This is a genomic window from Niallia oryzisoli, from assembly GCF_036670025.1.
Classification (GTDB): Bacteria; Bacillota; Bacilli; order Bacillales; family Cytobacillaceae; genus Bacillus_BD; species Bacillus_BD oryzisoli.
The window spans coordinates 5,917,501-5,936,325 of sequence record NZ_CP137640.1; the positions used below are offsets into that span (position 1 = coordinate 5,917,501).

Genomic DNA, 18,825 nt, shown 5'->3' on the forward strand with positions numbered 1-18,825 from the left:
ACAGTAATTAATCGCTTCTTTTCTGCTTTTCACTGGTGCTTCTCCTCGAATTGATTATATGCTCAACATTTTTAACTGTATTTTGAAATATATTGTAAAGGATTGCCCTTTACGATTTAAAAACCATAATTTTTAATCTTACCATTAAAATAGACTGAAATATGAATAGAACACTATGAATCAGGCAAGAATGATATTGTATTCCCCAATTTGTTGAAAGAGCATCTACTTCTTAGCAGATGCTCTCTTTTTTTTGATAATAAGGTAAATCATTTTCCATTAGTTTCTCCCATCTCTGAAAGCTTACTCTTCCTTCTTCCATAGAAATAATAAAGAACCATTCCTATCAACATCCAAATGATAAATCGAATCCAGGTAATCGAAGGCAAACTGATGATGAGATAGATTGAAAAGCAAATCCCTATAATCGGGACAACAGGAACAAATGGAGTTCTAAATCTCCGCTCTAAATCGGGCCGTTTTTTCCGTAATACGATTATGGAGGAACAAATTAAGATAAAGGCAGAAAGGGTGCCGATATTCACTAGTTCTGCTACCTCATTAATCGGAGTTAATCCTGCGACAATAGCAGCAATCACACCGATTAATATGGTGGGGCGATATGGAGTTTTATAGGTTGAATGAACTTTTGCAAACCACTTTGGCAACAAACCATCGCGGCTCATGGAGAACCAGATGCGCGAACAGGCTAGCATAAAGGAAAATAGAACAGATAGGATTCCGGTAATGGCTGCTACTGAAATGATAACGGTGATCCAATTTAATCCGACATTGGCAAACGCCTTGGCTATCGGGGCGGCATTATTCAAGGTATCGTAATGAGCCATGCCCGTAATAACAAGGGACATGCCGACATACAGACAGAGGGCAATGGTTAACGACAATATAACTGCTTTCGGTAAATCACGCTGTGGATTTTTCGATTCCTCCGCTGCTGTTGTCAAAGTATCGTATCCAAAGACAGCAAAGAACACTAAAGCAGCACCACCCATCACACCATGAAAGCCAAACGGCATAAACGGGTTCCAGTTAGCTGGCTCAACAAAGAAACTTCCAATTGCAATGACAACTAGTACGATGGCTAATTTTATCAGAACCATTACATTATTAAATCTTGCTCCCCATTTAATGCCTGTTGTAAGGAGACCCGCGATCCCTAAACTGATGAACATCGAAATTAGGTCCATTTTATGGCCTTCCCCTGTTCCGGGAGCACCCTGTGCCCATACAGGGAGATGGATACCTATCTGTGCCAGAATCTCCTGCATATATCCTGACCAGCCAATCGCAACTACCGCAATAACTAAGGTGTACTCCATCAGTAGATCCCATCCAATCAGCCATGCCGCCCCTTCCCCTAAGACAGCATAACTGTAGGTATAGGCACTGCCTGCCACAGGGATTAACCCGGCAAACTCCGCATAGCATAAAGCGGCTGCTGCACTCGCAAGGCCTGCAATAATGAACGATAGAATCACAGCTGGTCCCGCATGCTCAGCTGCTGCCACCCCTGTTAGAACAAATATTCCTACACCAATAATACCACCTAAACCGATAGCGGTTAGCTGCCATAATCCCAGAACCCGTTGAAACTCCGATTTTCCAGTACCTTCTTCCTGCAATCGATCAATGGACTTTTTTCTAAAAAAACTATTCATTTGTTTTCCTCCTTTATCTCCCCAGTGGAAATTCAAAGAGGGGTTTTGGGTTTTTTAACAATTATGTTTTTTTAGACGAGGATATACAAAAATCCATCAACGATAACAGTACTGTAAAATTCATGTAAATTTTAAATTATATTTTTCTATTATGTAACACTTTTATCATAATGATTTTCATAATCATTGGATATTATCGCTTTCTAACAGGGAAGGACTTACATATGTTTATATATTCAGGAATGTTACAAACTGTCTTTTTATGTTTTTCCTAACATTCTTTATCTTTCGTATACATGATGAAGGACATTTTTATGTTCTGATTTGAACTTTGTCTTTTAAAACTTCCATAAGCCTTTGCCCCAACACCGTTCAGGAATTTTGTCCTTTAGAATTCTTTTATAAGACATTTTTTTGGAAAGACCTTTTTATTTGGGATTTTAGAACTCTTCTATGGGACTTTTTCTATGCTTGGCCTCTTCAGTTTGGCCTTGAAGAACTTTCTATGAGCCATTTCTACACCAAATCCAAACTCTCCATCGACAAGAATTCATCATGGAGACAAAATAAATCGGACGGACTTCATGGACGTTGTCCCTCATGGTAATCAAGTAATGACGATGGAATTTTGTCATGGATAAACACCTCTTTGATGGTTGATCCCCAGCTGTATTTATCGTAAAAACTAAACTTTATTGCATAAATATAAAAAAACTAACCCTATAGTAAGAGTTAGTTTTTCGTTTTACGCGCCTTAGAGGATTCGAACCTCTGACACACGGCTTAGAAGGCCGTTGCTCTATCCAGCTGAGCTAAAGGCGCATATATATTTTTATGTATATGAGTTTCGAAGATAAAATTTACTTATAACCAAGTGTTGATAGCTTATTTTTCACAAAAAAAAAATGGCTCCGCAGGTAGGATTCGAACCTACGACCGATCGGTTAACAGCCGATAGCTCTACCACTGAGCTACTGCGGAATCATGCTAATTCTGTCTAGCTTCGGCTCCTTGCTTTTCGACCGCTTCGATCCGCTCCCGCAAATCCAAAACCGGGATTTGCATGATCGGCTCTCCACCGTCTCTCAAAGCAGGGAAGTCACCTACGCATTTCATATAAAAGTGGGCCTAAATGGACTCGAACCATCGACCTCACGCTTATCAGGCGTGCGCTCTAACCAGCTGAGCTATAGGCCCATATTTTATGGAGCGGGTGATGGGAATCGAACCCACGACAACAGCTTGGAAGGCTGTAGTTTTACCACTAAACTACACCCGCAAAGGAACTGGGCTAGCTGGATTCGAACCAACGAATGACGGAGTCAAAGTCCGTTGCCTTACCGCTTGGCTATAGCCCAAAACAAATGGGGCGGCTGATGGGAATCGAACCCACGAATGTCGGAACCACAATCCGATGCGTTAACCACTTCGCCACAGCCGCCATTATGGTGGCTCAGGACGGAATCGAACCGCCGACACATGGATTTTCAGTCCATTGCTCTACCGACTGAGCTACTGAGCCTTATTAAAAATAACTGGCGGTCCGGACGGGACTCGAACCCGCGACCTCCTGCGTGACAGGCAGGCATTCTAACCAGCTGAACTACCGGACCAGATTGCGGGGACAGGATTTGAACCTGCGACCTTCGGGTTATGAGCCCGACGAGCTACCGGACTGCTCCACCCCGCGATAATAGAAAATATTGATTTGTACCATTTTTTTAAAATGGCGGAGGAAGAGGGATTCGAACCCCCGCGCGGTTTAACCCGCCTGTCGGTTTTCAAGACCGATCCCTTCAGCCGGACTTGGGTATTCCTCCATTGATCGCTTTATATTAGTAGCGGCAGAGGGGATCGAACCCCCGACCTTACGGGTATGAACCGTACGCTCTAGCCAGCTGAGCTACGCCGCCATCATATTAAGCGTTTACTTTTTTATTTAAAAAAATGGTGGAGCCTAGCGGGATCGAACCGCTGACCTCCTGCGTGCAAAGCAGGCGCTCTCCCAGCTGAGCTAAGGCCCCATTTTGAATGGTCGGGAAGACAGGATTCGAACCTGCGACCCCTTGGTCCCAAACCAAGTGCTCTACCAAGCTGAGCTACTTCCCGGTTTAGATTGATTAGCATTTGTAAAAATGGCGCGCCCGAAAGGAGTCGAACCCATAACCTTCTGATCCGTAGTCAGACGCTCTATCCAATTGAGCTACGGGCGCTTTTTATAAAATTGGAGCGGAAGACGGGATTCGAACCCGCGACCCCCACCTTGGCAAGGTGGTGTTCTACCACTGAACTACTTCCGCATTAGTATAATGCAAAGTGTTTTCATTATAGCTAGTGGTCTTGTGCTCCAAAAGCCTTTGACTTTTGTTGCAGATTGAGCCTCTTCGAGGCGGTCAATCTTCTACCACTGAACTACTTCCGCAAATTAATGCGGGTGAAGGGAGTCGAACCCCCACGCCTTGCGGCGCTAGATCCTAAGTCTAGTGCGTCTGCCAATTCCGCCACACCCGCATATGGAAAGTTATTTTGCTAAACAAAAAACTTTGGTGAGCCATGAAGGACTCGAACCTTCGACCCTCTGATTAAAAGTCAGATGCTCTACCGACTGAGCTAATGGCTCAAACATAATGTACTTTGCTATACTAGCTAGTGATCTTGTGCGCCAAAAGCCTTTGGCTTTTGTTGCAGTCGCAGTCTCTTCGAGACGGTGCGACGCTCTACCGACTGAGCTAATGGCTCGAATAAAACTCTAAATTTTGCTAGTAGATTGAGCCTCTTCGAAGCAGTCAATCGTGGTGCCGGCCAGAGGACTTGAACCCCCAACCTACTGATTACAAGTCAGTTGCTCTACCAATTGAGCTAGGCCGGCAAATATTGAAGATTATTTTCATTTCGTGAAAAAATCATGGTGGAGGATGACGGGCTCGAACCGCCGACCCTCTGCTTGTAAGGCAGATGCTCTCCCAGCTGAGCTAATCCTCCACATTTCTTCTATTATTATGGACTAAATCATCGCATAATATTAAAAATGGTGACCCCTACGGGATTCGAACCCGTGTTACCGCCGTGAAAGGGCGGTGTCTTAACCGCTTGACCAAGGGGCCAAAATTAGATTAGAGAATAATAATACCCCTAATAGATTCTAAAAGGGGTCTAGCCTGGCAACGTCCTACTCTCACAGGGGCAAGGCCCCAACTACCATCGGCGCTGAGAAGCTTAACTTCCGTGTTCGGGATGGGAACGGGTGTGACCTTCTCGCCATTGTTACCAGACTATTTTGTTGAAGGATTGTTCCCTCAAAACTAGATAATTGACAAGTTCATTCATTGAATTGTGGTTAAGTCCTCGACCGATTAGTATTTGTCAGCTCCACGTGTCACCACGCTTCCACCCCAAACCTATCAACCTGATCATCTTTCAGGGGTCTTACTAGCTTGACGCTATGGGAAATCTCATCTCGAGGGGGCTTCATGCTTAGATGCTTTCAGCACTTATCCCTTCCGCACATAGCTACCCAGCGATGCTCTTGGCAGAACAACTGGTACACCAGCGGTGCGTCCATCCCGGTCCTCTCGTACTAAGGACAGCTCCTCTCAAATTTCCTACGCCCACGACGGATAGGGACCGAACTGTCTCACGACGTTCTGAACCCAGCTCGCGTACCGCTTTAATGGGCGAACAGCCCAACCCTTGGGACCGACTACAGCCCCAGGATGCGATGAGCCGACATCGAGGTGCCAAACCTCCCCGTCGATGTGGACTCTTGGGGGAGATAAGCCTGTTATCCCCGGGGTAGCTTTTATCCGTTGAGCGATGGCCCTTCCATGCGGAACCACCGGATCACTAAGCCCGACTTTCGTCCCTGCTCGACTTGTAGGTCTCGCAGTCAAGCTCCCTTGTGCCTTTACACTCTACGAATGATTTCCAACCATTCTGAGGGAACCTTTGGGCGCCTCCGTTACTTTTTAGGAGGCGACCGCCCCAGTCAAACTGCCCACCTGACACTGTCTCCCACCCCGATCAGGGGTGCGGGTTAGAATGTCAATACAGCCAGGGTAGTATCCCACCGACGCCTCCACCGAAGCTGGCGCTCCGGCTTCTTAGGCTCCTACCTATCCTGTACAAGCTGTACCAAAATTCAATATCAGGCTACAGTAAAGCTCCACGGGGTCTTTCCGTCCTGTCGCGGGTAACCTGCATCTTCACAGGTACTATAATTTCACCGAGTCTCTCGTTGAGACAGTGCCCAGATCGTTACGCCTTTCGTGCGGGTCGGAACTTACCCGACAAGGAATTTCGCTACCTTAGGACCGTTATAGTTACGGCCGCCGTTTACTGGGGCTTCAATTCAAAGCTTCGCTTACGCTAACCTCTCCTCTTAACCTTCCAGCACCGGGCAGGCGTCAGCCCCTATACTTCGCCTTGCGGCTTCGCAGAGACCTGTGTTTTTGCTAAACAGTCGCCTGGGCCTATTCACTGCGGCTTTTCAGGGCTATTCACCCTAAAAAGCACCCCTTCTCCCGAAGTTACGGGGTCATTTTGCCGAGTTCCTTAACGAGAGTTCTCTCGCTCACCTTAGGATTCTCTCCTCGCCTACCTGTGTCGGTTTGCGGTACGGGCACCTAATCCTCACTAGAGGCTTTTCTTGGCAGTGTGGAATCAGGAACTTCGGTACTATATTTCCCTCGCCATCACAGCTCAGCCTTCACGCCAACGGGATTTTCCTCGCTGGCAGCCTAACTGCTTGGACGCGCTAATCCAGCAGCGCGCTTACCCTATCCTCCTGCGTCCCCCCATCGTTCAAACGGATTTTGGTGGTACAGGAATATCAACCTGTTGTCCATCGCCTACGCTTTTCAGCCTCGGCTTAGGTCCCGACTAACCCTGAGCGGACGAGCCTTCCTCAGGAAACCTTAGGCATTCGGTGGATGGGATTCTCACCCATCTTTCGCTACTCATACCGGCATTCTCACTTCTAAGCGCTCCACCAGTCCTTCCGATCTGGCTTCAACGCCCTTAGAACGCTCTCCTACCGCGGACATCGTAAGATGTCCACCCACAGCTTCGGTGATACGTTTAGCCCCGGTACATTTTCGGCGCGGAGTCACTCGACCAGTGAGCTATTACGCACTCTTTAAATGGTGGCTGCTTCTAAGCCAACATCCTGGTTGTCTAAGCAACTCCACATCCTTTTCCACTTAACGTATACTTTGGGACCTTAGCTGGTGGTCTGGGCTGTTTCCCTTTTGACTACGGATCTTATCACTCGCAGTCTGACTCCCATGGATAAATCTTTGGCATTCGGAGTTTGTCTGAATTCGGTAACCCGATGGGGGCCCCTAGTCCAAACAGTGCTCTACCTCCAAGATTCTTACAACATGAGGCTAGCCCTAAAGCTATTTCGGAGAGAACCAGCTATCTCCAAGTTCGATTGGAATTTCTCCGCTACCCACACCTCATCCCCGCACTTTTCAACGTGCGTGGGTTCGGTCCTCCATCCAGTGTTACCTGGACTTCAACCTGGACATGGGTAGATCACCTGGTTTCGGGTCTACGACCACATACTAAACGCCCTATTCAGACTCGCTTTCGCTGCGGCTCCGTCTATTCAACTTAACCTTGCATGTAATCGTAACTCGCCGGTTCATTCTACAAAAGGCACGCCATTACCCGTAAAAGGGCTTTGACTACTTGTAGGCACACGGTTTCAGGATCTCTTTCACTCCCCTTCCGGGGTGCTTTTCACCTTTCCCTCACGGTACTGGTTCACTATCGGTCACTAGGGAGTATTTAGCCTTGGGAGATGGTCCTCCCTGCTTCCGACGGGATTTCACGTGTCCCGCCGTACTCAGGATCCACTCAGGAGGGAACGAAGTTTCAACTACAGGGTTTTTACCTTCTATGACCGGCCTTTCCAGACCTGTTCGTCTACCCCGTTCCTTTGTAACTCCATGTAGAGTGTCCTACAACCCCAAGAGGCAAGCCTCTTGGTTTGGGCTGTTCCCGTTTCGCTCGCCGCTACTCAGGGAATCGCGTTTGCTTTCTCTTCCTCCGGGTACTTAGATGTTTCAGTTCCCCGGGTCTGCCTTCAATATCCTATGTATTCAGATAAAGATAACATCCCATTACGGATGCTGGGTTTCCCCATTCGGAAATCTCCGGATCAAAGCTTACTTACAGCTCCCCGAAGCATATCGGTGTTAGTCCCGTCCTTCATCGGCTCCTAGTGCCAAGGCATTCACCGTGCGCCCTTTCTAACTTAACCTAAGTTAAAAATTAAATTTAAAAAGAACTTTATTTCAATGATGTCTTGTCATTATATTATCTAGTTTTCAAGGAACAAGGCTACTTACTTCATTCACATCATGAATGACTTTGTAGCGTTACTTCATGCTGCCTTGCGACGAGCTGAGGAGTTACTTCTCCGAAATACTGCGGCGCAGGAGCAATGCTTTTTTTGAGAGATTATTCTCTCAAAACTAAACAAAGTCAGAATACGTCAACTTATTTTAGAATCCCATACGGGATTTTCCGTTATATCCTTAGAAAGGAGGTGATCCAGCCGCACCTTCCGATACGGCTACCTTGTTACGACTTCACCCCAATCATCTGTCCCACCTTAGGCGGCTGGCTCCTTACGGTTACCCCACCGACTTCGGGTGTTACAAACTCTCGTGGTGTGACGGGCGGTGTGTACAAGACCCGGGAACGTATTCACCGCGGCATGCTGATCCGCGATTACTAGCGATTCCAGCTTCATGCAGGCGAGTTGCAGCCTGCAATCCGAACTGAGAATGGTTTTATGGGATTCGCTCGACTTCACAGTTTTGCAGCCCTTTGTACCATCCATTGTAGCACGTGTGTAGCCCAGGTCATAAGGGGCATGATGATTTGACGTCATCCCCACCTTCCTCCGGTTTGTCACCGGCAGTCACCTTAGAGTGCCCAACTGAATGCTGGCAACTAAGATCAAGGGTTGCGCTCGTTGCGGGACTTAACCCAACATCTCACGACACGAGCTGACGACAACCATGCACCACCTGTCACTCTGTCCCCCGAAGGGGAACGTCCTATCTCTAGGATTGTCAGAGGATGTCAAGACCTGGTAAGGTTCTTCGCGTTGCTTCGAATTAAACCACATGCTCCACCGCTTGTGCGGGTCCCCGTCAATTCCTTTGAGTTTCAGCCTTGCGGCCGTACTCCCCAGGCGGAGTGCTTAATGCGTTTGCTGCAGCACTAAAGGGCGGAAACCCTCTAACACTTAGCACTCATCGTTTACGGCGTGGACTACCAGGGTATCTAATCCTGTTTGCTCCCCACGCTTTCGCGCCTCAGCGTCAGTTACAGACCAAAGAGTCGCCTTCGCCACTGGTGTTCCTCCACATCTCTACGCATTTCACCGCTACACGTGGAATTCCACTCTTCTCTTCTGCACTCAAGTTCCCCAGTTTCCAATGACCCTCCACGGTTGAGCCGTGGGCTTTCACATCAGACTTAAGGAACCGCCTGCGCGCGCTTTACGCCCAATAATTCCGGACAACGCTTGCCACCTACGTATTACCGCGGCTGCTGGCACGTAGTTAGCCGTGGCTTTCTGGTTAGGTACCGTCAAGGTACGAGCAGTTACTCTCGTACTTGTTCTTCCCTAACAACAGAGTTTTACGATCCGAAAACCTTCATCACTCACGCGGCGTTGCTCCGTCAGACTTTCGTCCATTGCGGAAGATTCCCTACTGCTGCCTCCCGTAGGAGTCTGGGCCGTGTCTCAGTCCCAGTGTGGCCGATCACCCTCTCAGGTCGGCTACGCATCGTCGCCTTGGTGAGCCGTTACCTCACCAACTAGCTAATGCGCCGCGGGCCCATCTGTTAGTGACAGCCGAAGCCGCCTTTCAGCTTTCCTACATGAGTAGGAAAGAATTATCCGGTATTAGCTCCGGTTTCCCGAAGTTATCCCAGTCTTACAGGCAGGTTGCCCACGTGTTACTCACCCGTCCGCCGCTAACTTTTGGGAGCAAGCTCCCAAAAGTTCGCTCGACTTGCATGTATTAGGCACGCCGCCAGCGTTCGTCCTGAGCCAGGATCAAACTCTCCAATAAAGTGTTTGAATAGCTCATAAGTTTTGTTGCCATAAGGCAACTAGAATTAACGTTGACGTTTCTGCTTTGTTTAGTTTTCAAAGAACAATCAGTTATCATCGCCTCATTAGCGACAAAAAATAATATAACATTTCACTATGTCAAAGTCAACAACTTTTTCGTTTTTTGTGAAAGTCGTTGTTTCAGCGACGTTTATTAATATAACAACTCCAACGAAGGAAGTCAACTTCCTTTTAAAAGTTTTTTATTTCCTACACATTCTCATTAATTCGAGAATGTTGTTCTTCACACTCTTTTTAATAGAACTAATAGAAGTGACGAAAACACATAGTATCATGATATGTTTTTTGAATCAACTTCCTTTTTCTTTTTATAAAAAAGCACTAATGTATAACTTTGATAACTCAAGGCAAAAAAACACCCTATTAATACAGAAGGGTGTTTGATGAATTACTAAACTTAACTTATATTTAATTTAAGATACTCCGAATAAACGAAGATTAAAGGATAAGACTCGAAAATACAATTGTTTTTTATCAGTTTCCCCCATGATATTTAATCGACTTTCGATACAGTAATTTTCCCATTAAGCGTAGTTAGCGTTATCTGGTTTTCGCCTTTTCCAAACACCGATGCACTTTTTAAATCATCAAAAATATCAACAGCTCCATGAGTAGCATCCGCATTAATGATGGCATTTGTCGGCTCTTTTTCGGTTACAATATCAATCGCGCCATTCTTACTTTCCAAATCAATGTTACGATCTAAATGATTGGTCTTAAGAGTGATTAATCCATTCATAACCTCCCCTGAAATATCACCCTCTATATCTTCAAGGAATATTTCCCCGTTATCTGATTCAACTATAACCTTAGATGTTTCTAAACGATTTAAATCAACGGTTCCATTGATTGTATTTACCGCTGCCTCTTTAATCTCTAATCCTTCTGCATATACATTTCCATTGGCAAGTTCAACCTGCAAATTGTCGTATAATTTTTCAGGAACATATACTTTTATACTAAGTGCAGAATTAGAGAAATCAAAGTTATAATATTTAAGCTGTTTTTCATTTAAACTCACATATAGTGTCTTCCCCTGTACATCTGCCTCAAAGTCATATTCTTTATTTTTTTGAGATCCCCCTGTCAGTGTCACTCTTGTTTGCGAATGGTTAACAGGGATCATTTCTACTTCTGCATTGTCCGCCTTTATATTAAATCCTGTAATACTTTCATTGTTAAAAACTCTTTCTTCTTTAATAGATGCATTTTGATTTTTTGTATGAAAGGTTAAAAGACTCCCGGTAATGCCAACCAATAAAAGAAATAAGGCAACAATCGATATTTTTTTCATATTAGGCATGTTTTAAGCCACCTTTCACAAGTCTTACATTATACTTTAAATAACGGACAAATCCATTTGTAAGAGAGCGGGTAGCGAAGAACATCCCGATTGCAATAAATAAACCAAGACCAGCAAGGGCGATAGAAAAGAACAAATCAAAAAATTCAAAAATCTGCGGATATACAGCCACATTGATTAATACCAATAACGGAGCGGCGACAAATGTAATTCCAATAATCCAACCAGCAATGATGATTCCTGCTAAAGCAACAAAAGGTCCCAGCACGATGATCAGGTTAAAAAAGCCTAAGCCAATGACAGCCCATACCGCTCGAAATATATTTCCCGTTGTTACCTTGTCCTCGACCATTTCGACACGATAGTTGGCCACTAGCTCTTTTGCAATTTGCTGAGGAGAACCAAGAGAAGCAGAGATTTCTTCTTCGGTCTTCCCTTCCTCTAATCCAATATCAAAGTGCTCTTGAAAATCTTGTAAAATATCCTGTCTTTCATCTGATGGAATTTTCTTCAAAGATGCCTTTAATTCTGCTAAAAATTCATTTTTAGTCATTATTTACACCTTCTTTTATTAATTGATTGACTCCGTTTGTGAACTCTCTCCATTCCTGAAGCAAGTCGTTAAGATAAGTCCTTCCGCTGTCCGTCAACCGATAATACTTCCTTGGCGGTCCTTCGGTCGATTCCTTTAAATAGGTTGCAAAGTATCCTTCTTTTGTCAGTCGTCTTAGCAGCGGATAAACTGATCCTTCAGATATATCAATCTGTTCGGATATCTTTTGAACCAGTTCATACCCATAACGTTCCTGCTTATCCAATAGAACGAGAACACATAATTCCAATACACCCTTTTTAAATTGTACGTTCACTCGAGCTACACCCCATTTCTGAACAACTACTACTGTTTAATATACAGTACTGGATTTTATAAGTATCTGTGATGAATATATCAAACGGTACTGTTTAATGCAAGGTACTAAACGATATTCTTTACAATTATTTTACATTCAGGAACTTTCACTAAAAGTAATAATCTTGCTTGTTTAAAGGATTGTATCCGGGGTTTGAATTAAACGCATATATATTTTAAAGAGTACAAGGGATGTAAAAGAACAGGTCCCCTGCCTTTACCATGTATTTTGGGGCTATTGAAGGATTATGTTCATAGCTATATAGTTCTATGTCTCGATATCCATTACTATTTGAATATAGTACTTAAGATTCGTTATTCTTCATCTGTGATGTATGTTACTGTTAATTTCACGAATACCCTTAAAATTTAAATTAGGACAAATATTTCGAAGGGTGTGGATATAATGCAAAAAAGAGTTGTCTTTAATGATGAAATTTATACTATTATTTATGATTATGGAAATGGATGTATAGAGATCAGAAAGGAAAGTTCAAAGTACTCTTATCGCTATGTTGAGTTAGTAAAAAAAGAACAGGTGCGTTTATTAACACAAGATATTTAACGTTATCCAGGCATTACAACACCATAAATACATTTCATCTTATCTTAGATGCGCTGTTCCTTGTACTACAAGTCTTTTCCCACAATGTTTACAAGACAGAAGAGCAGTTATCTCAATAGTTATCTATATCTCTAAGTCCAAGGAACAGACTTATTATTCATCTTTTTGCTTTACTTTACGAATGACACTTTAACTAGAAACGATTCATGTACATTAGATACTTTTATTTGTTCACTTCGCTTAATTCCCCGTTAACATGTACAGTAATAACTTCGTTAGACGAGCCCCCTTTCAGACATAGACCACCTAAAACACGACATTTCTTTTTACCGCTACAACATACATTTCTTCTATAAAACCCGATATTAAGGAATCTCCATTACAAGTCGGAAGCACAAGAACCGTCCCCTTGCTTCCTTTTACAAAAGCTCCTGAGTAATTATAGCTGGTATTTATCTAAAAGTTGGATAAAAAACATCCTTAATAAGGAATATAATTATTTACTTGTTGCAAAATATTGGTTAATACCTTAGAGGAATGGTGTTATGTATATTTTAATAAATACTCTATATTTGATAGTAGGTTATATATGGGGAGATTGGCGGAACTGGAAAAGGTATTATTCAACCATTCTTTTCTTTACCATTGGAGATTTTTTATATAACTTTTTGCTTTATAAAAAGTCAATGTGGGTATTTCATGACTTAATCCTCCCTAACCACACAATGATTACAATTTTAGCAATGGTTGTTTCATACTCGGCAACAGCATTAATATACTTAGGGAGGTTTCCTCAAGGTTGGATTAAACGTACCTTTTGGTTTTTGCTATGGACAGTAATCTATCTATCGTTCGAGTACATAAACAGCCGATTTGGTTTTATCACCTATCACAACGGTTGGAATTTCGGGTGGTCAGTTTTATTTACGTGCATGATTTTCTTCATTCTACCTGTTCACCAAAAATGGCCTCTATTCGCTTGGTTAATATCTATTGCTTTTATTATCACTTTATTAAATATTTTTGATGTGAAAATTAGTGATATGAAATAGAGGATTGTTTCGAAGTGCTCATTTATTTTTTAAAAGAACTGCTACGAATAAGAATAATTACTTCTATAAGTGATTTACTATTTATAAATTGATTAGGATGGATCCTTTTTAGGCAGCAGATTAGGAAGCACGAGAACCGTCCCTCCTCTTTCTTTTTCCAGAAAAAGTAAAAATACGGATTAGAAGCGCGGATATGTGTTTTAAAACCGCGGATTTATGCTTGAAAAACACGGATATGATGCAAAAAACCGCGGAAATAATTTTACACCAGTATTGAAGAGGCTTGAGACCTTACTTCTATGAAACGAAATCCCGCTTGATCCGTCGCTTTTGATTAATTACTCTTTCTGGTGGCAACTGCCTGGTTAGATTTTTCGATTCCCACTAGAAAATCCCTTTATCTACCTACAACCTCAACTTATTTACCACTTAACCTCCACTGATGTTGAGCTTTTCCAAAAAGTAAGCACGAGAACGTCCCTCTGCTTCTGCATGAGAACCACCCAGCTGCTTCCGCAAGAGTACGGGCCATTTGCTTCCACATAAGAAACCAACCTCTCTGCTACCGGAAAAGAACGAGCCCCTTGTTTCTTCGGGAATTTACTATGGCTGTGAAAGAAAGGTATAATAGAAGATATGTTTTGATTCGGGGGGATTTTGTGAGTCAGATTCCAGAGAGTTTTATTGAGCCGTTGCAGTGGTTTTCGGATGAATTGAAGGGCTCGCTGAATACGGAGTCGTCTGTTGATGAGGCGGTTGTGCATAAGGGCTTTATTTTGTTCCGCCAGAATAGTGTGTCGCAGTTGAAGCTGGAGCAGGATGCGGTGCTTGGGACAGTGCAGGATGTGATACCGGCGAAGGTGCGGCTGGATTTGAACCTCCCCACATTGAGTGAGTGTTCGTGTCCCACTGAAGGGTTTTGCCGTCATCAGATGGCGGTGTTTTTTAAGATATTATCACATGGCGGCGGGAGTGTATCGACTTGGGTCGATGAATGGCGGAAGCCGCTGCGCGAGAAGAAGGAAGCGAAGACGTTTGGACTTGACCGGGCCAAGGATTTGCTTAAGACAGCCGGTTATATGAAGCCGGATTACAATACTTGGACGAATGCGTTTCGTGAAAGCTTTGATCAGATCGTTGGGAGCGGGAATCCGAAGCCGTACCTCGTGAATGAGCTGTTCGGTGTCTATACCCGCCGCTTGAAAGCGGGAGCTCCGTTTAAGCAGGAGTGGAAAAATCTCTATATGCTGATTGGCTCGGTGATTTCGTTTGAAAAATTGCTCGAGCTCAGCATTAACCTTGAACATGATGAGGCTGCGGTGGACCGGTATTACCGTCATCTTTTTCAAAATATCCTTGATGATATTGAGGATTTATCCAATCGACTTTCCGTACAGTCGATGCCGTTTGCGTTTGATGAGTTTATTGAACAGCTGAAGGATGATACGCTGCCCCTCCTCTTGACCGATTTTCCGATTGAATTTGACCGTGTTCATTTGTTCCGCCTGCTGTGGAGTGATCTTTTTAAGAAGAAGGAATGGCGCGAGGATGTGAAGGCACAGCTTGCGGCCGTAAAGGATAAGAGTCTGCCGGTGAGGGCCGGGCTCGCCCATTTGCATATTCTCCGGCGAGAGGATGATGAGGCGCTTGCGCTCATCCATCCATTAGACGAGGAAATTACGCCATATCTCTTTTACTGGCTGGAGCAGTTGGAGACAAAGCGGATGGAGCCGTTTGTTGTCGAATTTGTCGGCCGTATAAAGGATTATTTGAGCTGGCAGAATGATTATTATGCCTGCCGCCAATTTATGAGGATGGCGTCCCAGACAATAACGCCGTATTGTGTCGAGGCCAATCGTCTCGATCTCTACGAGAAGGCGTTAGTGCAGATGCTGCCGTACAGCTTCCACGACTATGAGCATTATCTTTTTGAAAAAAAAGAGTACGAAAAATGGATGGAGCTGCAGACATATGTCGGGTTTAATTTCGAGAATGTGTCAAAGGAGCGGATTAAGACACTGACAGCTGAGAGTGCGCCGATTCTGCTCCCGCTCTATCATCAGGCGATTCAGGCGGATATTGATGGGAAAAATCGGGATGCGTACAAGGCTGCGGTGCGAAAGCTGAAAAAGCTGCGCACGATTTATAAAAAAATGAAGCGCATTGACGACTGGAACTTGTATTTAGAACTGCTGCTTGTCCGCACAAAACGGCTGCGTGCGTTCCAGGAAGAATGTAAAAGGGGAAAGTTGATCGATGCTTAAATCTAGATATATCAAGATCTTTGTAGAGGATTTGGATGAGGACCGTTATTTTATTTATGCGACGGACGGGAATGAGCAGTTTTACTCCCCTTCTGTGTGGCAGTATCTGCTGTTTAACTACCATCAGGAGTCGTTTTTCGGGACGATGCTCGAAACGGAAACGTTTGATGGGATTGAAGGATTTGTGTTGAACGGCTGGCAGCTGGCGACCCTGTTTGCGAGCGAGCAGTTTAACCGCATGATTGAGTGGGATTGGGATGAGACTGCCGAGTTGTGCCTTTCCACTGCCCATACGGTGAAGGAAGCGATTTTGGAAAAGGAATGGCTTCCGGACTTTGCTGCCTGGGAGCGCGATGAGTTCTCATGGGTCCTGCCCGACCGGGTGTGGGATGAGTTTTTGCCTGCTTTTTGGGAGCGGGAGAATGTGCGAGCTTTTATGCGAAAATGGTTTAACCATTCCTTGAACGATTATATGAATCAAAATAAGGAGCTAAAACATGCGTTTGGCGATAAGCTGAAGGCGCTTCGCGAAGGATCGATTGCACCACGCCAGCTGGCAGCCTTTTTTGACGAACAAAGCTTCCGAGAGTGGATGGGCATTATCGAAAGTCCTGTTCCGTTTACGCTCGGATTGAAGCTCGAGGAGCCGGCGGATGTGGACAGCTTCTGGACGTTAGAGCTTTTTTTACGTGATAAAAGAAATCCCGATTTGGCGGTCGACTTTGGGAATGAGTCGGAATACCCGAAGCGGTGGCAGCCGTTTTTGGATCGGATTGAGACGGAGCAAGAGCGCTGGGTCCGGCTATTTCCATGGTTGAATGGAGATAAGGGTCTGACGGATAAGCTGACCGAAGAGGAAGCGTGGTTATTTTTAACAGATGCGAGCGAAACGCTGCTCGTACTCGGCGTGGATATCCTGCTGCCGTCATGGTGGCAGGCAATGAAAAATGCGAGCTTGAAGGTGAAGGCCAAGGTAAAAGGCAATTCGAGCCACCGTCCGTCGTTTGTCGGCCTCCAGGCGATGCTGGATTATGACTGGCGCTTTTCGATGAACGGCGTGGATTTGTCTGAGGAGGAATTCAGCCAGCTTGTGGAAGAAAAGCGGCGTTTGGTGTATATCCGCGGGCGCTGGATTAAGCTCGATCCGGCGTTTATCCATCAGATTCAGGAGCTGATGAAAAAGGCGGAAAAGGAAGGCCTGCATGTCCGCGATATCATTGAGCAGGAGTTATTTGCCGAGGATGGCTTGGAGGAAGACGAGCTGGAGAATCCGAAGGCGTTTGCGAAAATCCAGATTGAGCTGAACCGAAATTGGAAGCAGATGGTCAAGGGTCTGCGTGATTTGAAGTCGCTGCCGCTTGAGACAGTGCCTGATGGGTTTCACGGTGAGCTTCGGCCCTATCAGCAGCTTGGGATGAGCTGGATGCTGTTCTTACGAAAATATGGCTTTGGCGGGTGTCTGGCCGATGATATGGGTCTGGGTAAGACGGTGCAGTTGATTTCATATCTGCTGCGTGTGCGTGAGCGGGAGCCTGAGGCCGGGCCGGCGTTGATTATTTGTCCGACGTCTGTTTTGGGGAACTGGCAAAAGGAGCTTGAGCGGTTTGCCCCTGATTTGAATGTGCATTTGCATTATGGATCTGGCAGGTTGAAGGCGGAAGAGTTTACTGCTGCTGCCGGTGAGGCGGATGTGGTGTTGACGTCTTATGGATTGACGCCGCTGGATGCTGAGGAGCTGGAGTCGGTGACATGGAGTTCAATTGCGATTGATGAGGCGCAGAATATTAAAAATGCCGGTACGAAACAGTCGCGTGCGGTCCGGAAGCTAAAGGGTCGTCATCATATTGCGTTGACGGGAACACCGATGGAAAATCGTTTGACCGAGTTATGGTCGATTTTTGATTTTATTAATCATGGATATTTAGGTTCGAGCGGCCAGTTCCAGAAGCGGTACGTGCTGCCGATTGAGCGTGATGATGAGAAAGCGAAGATTCAACAGCTGCAGGCGTTGATTCGGCCGTTTTTATTACGGAGAACGAAGAAGGACGAGGATGTGGCATTGAATCTGCCGGATAAGCTGGAGCAGAAGGAATACTGTCCGTTGACGGCTGAGCAGGCTTCCTTGTATGAGCAGCTTGTGAAGGATACGCTGGCGGAGATTGATAAGTTATCTAGCTTTGAGCGCAAGGGATTGATTTTGCAGTTGCTGAGCCGGTTGAAGCAGCTGTGTAACCATCCGGCGTTGTATTTGAAGGAAGAGCGGCCTAAGGGGCTGTTGGAGCGATCGGCAAAGCTTGAGAAGCTGCAGGAGTTAGTCGGATCGGTGGTCGAGCAGGAGGAAAGCTGCTTGATCTTTACGCAGTATATTGAGATGGGTCATATGATTCAGAGAATGATTAAGGAAGAGTTTGGCTATGATGTACCGTTCTTGAACGGCAGCGTGCCAAAGCATCAGCGTGACGTCATGATTGCCCGCTTCCAGGAGCGCGAGTTTCCAATCTTCCTCCTGTCGCTGAAAGCCGGAGGAACGGGGCTGAATTTAACCGCTGCTAACCATGTCATCCACTACGACCGCTGGTGGAACCCAGCCGTGGAAAACCAAGCAACCGACCGTGCCTACCGAATTGGACAAAAACGGTTTGTCCACGTGCATAAGATGATCTGCACTGGGACGCTGGAAGAGAAAATCGACTTAATGCTTGATAAGAAACAAGCGTTGAACGATGAAGTCATCCAAAGCGACAGTTGGATCACTGAGCTCTCAACAGACGAATTAAAGGACTTAGTGAATCTGCGGTAACGCGGTATTGCGGTGAAGGCTTGGGGGACAGTCCCCCGGCGGTTTAACGCATTAAAGATAATAAGTGCAGAACACATGGTTTTACTGCATTAAC

General features: G+C 45.1%; 9 protein-coding genes, 20 tRNA genes and 3 rRNA genes (1 of these 32 only partly in view). 4 read left to right on the plus strand and 28 right to left on the minus strand.

Going from position 1 to position 18,825, the window contains the following annotated elements:
* From R4Z09_RS29360 to R4Z09_RS29495, 28 genes are all read right to left on the minus strand, one after another.
* Positions 1-33, minus strand: the 5' end (the start) of a protein-coding gene (locus R4Z09_RS29360) for an MmcQ/YjbR family DNA-binding protein (protein ID WP_338450166.1). 303 nt of this gene lie to the left of the window's left edge; only the first 33 of its 336 coding nucleotides appear in the window; the start codon lies at positions 31-33; its stop codon lies off the left edge, out of view.
* A 236-nt stretch (positions 34-269) separates the two neighbouring features.
* Positions 270-1,679 carry an amino acid permease gene (locus R4Z09_RS29365; protein ID WP_338450167.1) on the minus strand — a complete coding sequence of 470 codons (1,410 nt, stop codon included), beginning with the start codon at positions 1,677-1,679 and terminating at the stop codon, positions 270-272.
* 748 nt (positions 1,680-2,427) lie between these two features.
* A tRNA-Arg gene (locus R4Z09_RS29370) sits at positions 2,428-2,501 on the minus strand.
* Between the two features lie 84 nt (positions 2,502-2,585).
* A tRNA-Asn gene (locus R4Z09_RS29375) sits at positions 2,586-2,660 on the minus strand.
* A gap of 142 nt (positions 2,661-2,802) precedes the next feature.
* Positions 2,803-2,876 (minus strand) — tRNA-Ile (locus R4Z09_RS29380).
* Positions 2,877-2,884: 8 nt separating this feature from the next.
* Positions 2,885-2,958: transfer RNA gene (locus R4Z09_RS29385), tRNA-Gly, on the minus strand.
* A gap of 7 nt (positions 2,959-2,965) precedes the next feature.
* Positions 2,966-3,037: transfer RNA gene (locus tag R4Z09_RS29390), tRNA-Gln, on the minus strand.
* Between the two features lie 7 nt (positions 3,038-3,044).
* Positions 3,045-3,120 (minus strand) — tRNA-His (locus tag R4Z09_RS29395).
* Between the two features lie 5 nt (positions 3,121-3,125).
* A tRNA-Phe gene (locus tag R4Z09_RS29400) sits at positions 3,126-3,201 on the minus strand.
* 14 nt (positions 3,202-3,215) lie between these two features.
* A tRNA-Asp gene (locus R4Z09_RS29405) sits at positions 3,216-3,292 on the minus strand.
* Positions 3,293-3,295: 3 nt separating this feature from the next.
* Positions 3,296-3,369: transfer RNA gene (locus R4Z09_RS29410), tRNA-Met, on the minus strand.
* Positions 3,370-3,406: 37 nt separating this feature from the next.
* Positions 3,407-3,499: transfer RNA gene (locus R4Z09_RS29415), tRNA-Ser, on the minus strand.
* A gap of 19 nt (positions 3,500-3,518) precedes the next feature.
* Positions 3,519-3,592, minus strand: a tRNA-Met gene (locus tag R4Z09_RS29420).
* A gap of 35 nt (positions 3,593-3,627) precedes the next feature.
* Positions 3,628-3,703: transfer RNA gene (locus R4Z09_RS29425), tRNA-Ala, on the minus strand.
* A gap of 8 nt (positions 3,704-3,711) precedes the next feature.
* Positions 3,712-3,788 (minus strand) — tRNA-Pro (locus R4Z09_RS29430).
* A 27-nt stretch (positions 3,789-3,815) separates the two neighbouring features.
* A tRNA-Arg gene (locus tag R4Z09_RS29435) sits at positions 3,816-3,892 on the minus strand.
* A gap of 12 nt (positions 3,893-3,904) precedes the next feature.
* A tRNA-Gly gene (locus R4Z09_RS29440) sits at positions 3,905-3,979 on the minus strand.
* Positions 3,980-4,108: 129 nt separating this feature from the next.
* Positions 4,109-4,190, minus strand: a tRNA-Leu gene (locus tag R4Z09_RS29445).
* 33 nt (positions 4,191-4,223) lie between these two features.
* A tRNA-Lys gene (locus R4Z09_RS29450) sits at positions 4,224-4,299 on the minus strand.
* Positions 4,300-4,472: 173 nt separating this feature from the next.
* Positions 4,473-4,548 (minus strand) — tRNA-Thr (locus tag R4Z09_RS29455).
* Positions 4,549-4,585: 37 nt separating this feature from the next.
* Positions 4,586-4,661: transfer RNA gene (locus R4Z09_RS29460), tRNA-Val, on the minus strand.
* A 47-nt stretch (positions 4,662-4,708) separates the two neighbouring features.
* A tRNA-Glu gene (locus R4Z09_RS29465) sits at positions 4,709-4,783 on the minus strand.
* A 52-nt stretch (positions 4,784-4,835) separates the two neighbouring features.
* Positions 4,836-4,951: ribosomal RNA gene (rrf, locus tag R4Z09_RS29470) — 5S ribosomal RNA — on the minus strand.
* Positions 4,952-5,012: 61 nt separating this feature from the next.
* Positions 5,013-7,944 (minus strand): 23S ribosomal RNA (locus R4Z09_RS29475).
* A gap of 281 nt (positions 7,945-8,225) precedes the next feature.
* Positions 8,226-9,775 (minus strand): 16S ribosomal RNA (locus tag R4Z09_RS29480).
* The 16S, 23S and 5S rRNA genes sit together here with 20 tRNA genes alongside, the layout of an rRNA operon.
* A gap of 555 nt (positions 9,776-10,330) precedes the next feature.
* Positions 10,331-11,140, minus strand: a complete 810-nt coding sequence (locus R4Z09_RS29485) for a DUF4097 family beta strand repeat-containing protein (protein ID WP_338450168.1) — start codon at positions 11,138-11,140, stop codon at positions 10,331-10,333.
* Positions 11,133-11,693, minus strand: a complete 561-nt coding sequence (locus R4Z09_RS29490; RefSeq protein ID WP_338450169.1) for an HAAS signaling domain-containing protein — start codon at positions 11,691-11,693, stop codon at positions 11,133-11,135. The genes R4Z09_RS29485 and R4Z09_RS29490 overlap by 8 nt, the downstream gene beginning before the upstream one ends.
* Entirely contained in the window at positions 11,686-12,009 is a 324-nt protein-coding gene (locus R4Z09_RS29495) for a PadR family transcriptional regulator (RefSeq protein WP_338450170.1), read from the minus strand. The genes R4Z09_RS29490 and R4Z09_RS29495 overlap by 8 nt, the downstream gene beginning before the upstream one ends.
* A 447-nt stretch (positions 12,010-12,456) precedes the next feature.
* On the opposite strand from R4Z09_RS29495, the gene R4Z09_RS29500 reads away from it, so the two are divergent.
* From R4Z09_RS29500 to R4Z09_RS29510, 4 genes are all read left to right on the plus strand, one after another.
* Positions 12,457-12,615 carry a hypothetical protein gene (locus R4Z09_RS29500; protein ID WP_338450171.1) on the plus strand — a complete coding sequence of 53 codons (159 nt, stop codon included), beginning with the start codon at positions 12,457-12,459 and terminating at the stop codon, positions 12,613-12,615.
* Positions 12,616-13,160: 545 nt separating this feature from the next.
* Positions 13,161-13,667: a CBO0543 family protein gene (locus R4Z09_RS31220; RefSeq protein ID WP_422392231.1), complete on the plus strand. Its 507-nt coding sequence runs from the start codon at positions 13,161-13,163 to the stop codon at positions 13,665-13,667.
* 659 nt (positions 13,668-14,326) lie between these two features.
* Positions 14,327-15,931: an SWIM zinc finger family protein gene (locus tag R4Z09_RS29505; RefSeq protein WP_338450172.1), complete on the plus strand. Its 1,605-nt coding sequence runs from the start codon at positions 14,327-14,329 to the stop codon at positions 15,929-15,931.
* A complete protein-coding gene (locus tag R4Z09_RS29510) occupies positions 15,924-18,731 on the plus strand; it encodes a DEAD/DEAH box helicase (RefSeq protein WP_338450173.1) in 2,808 nt (935 codons plus the stop codon). Before R4Z09_RS29505 ends, R4Z09_RS29510 begins: the two co-directional genes overlap by 8 nt.
* The last annotated feature ends 94 nt before the right edge of the window (positions 18,732-18,825 follow it).

Bases quoted from the DNA above. Each gene is read 5' to 3' on its own strand.
- R4Z09_RS29490 (WP_338450169.1), bottom strand. From the start codon at position 11,693: ATGACTAAAAATGAATTTTTAGCAGAATTAAAGGCATCTTTGAAGAAA.
- R4Z09_RS31220 (WP_422392231.1), top strand. From the start codon at position 13,161: ATGTATATTTTAATAAATACTCTATATTTGATAGTAGGTTATATATGG.
- R4Z09_RS29510 (WP_338450173.1), top strand. From the start codon at position 15,924: ATGCTTAAATCTAGATATATCAAGATCTTTGTAGAGGATTTGGATGAG.
- R4Z09_RS29365 (WP_338450167.1), bottom strand. From the start codon at position 1,679: ATGAATAGTTTTTTTAGAAAAAAGTCCATTGATCGATTGCAGGAAGAA.
- R4Z09_RS29485 (WP_338450168.1), bottom strand. From the start codon at position 11,140: ATGCCTAATATGAAAAAAATATCGATTGTTGCCTTATTTCTTTTATTG.
- R4Z09_RS29500 (WP_338450171.1), top strand. From the start codon at position 12,457: ATGCAAAAAAGAGTTGTCTTTAATGATGAAATTTATACTATTATTTAT.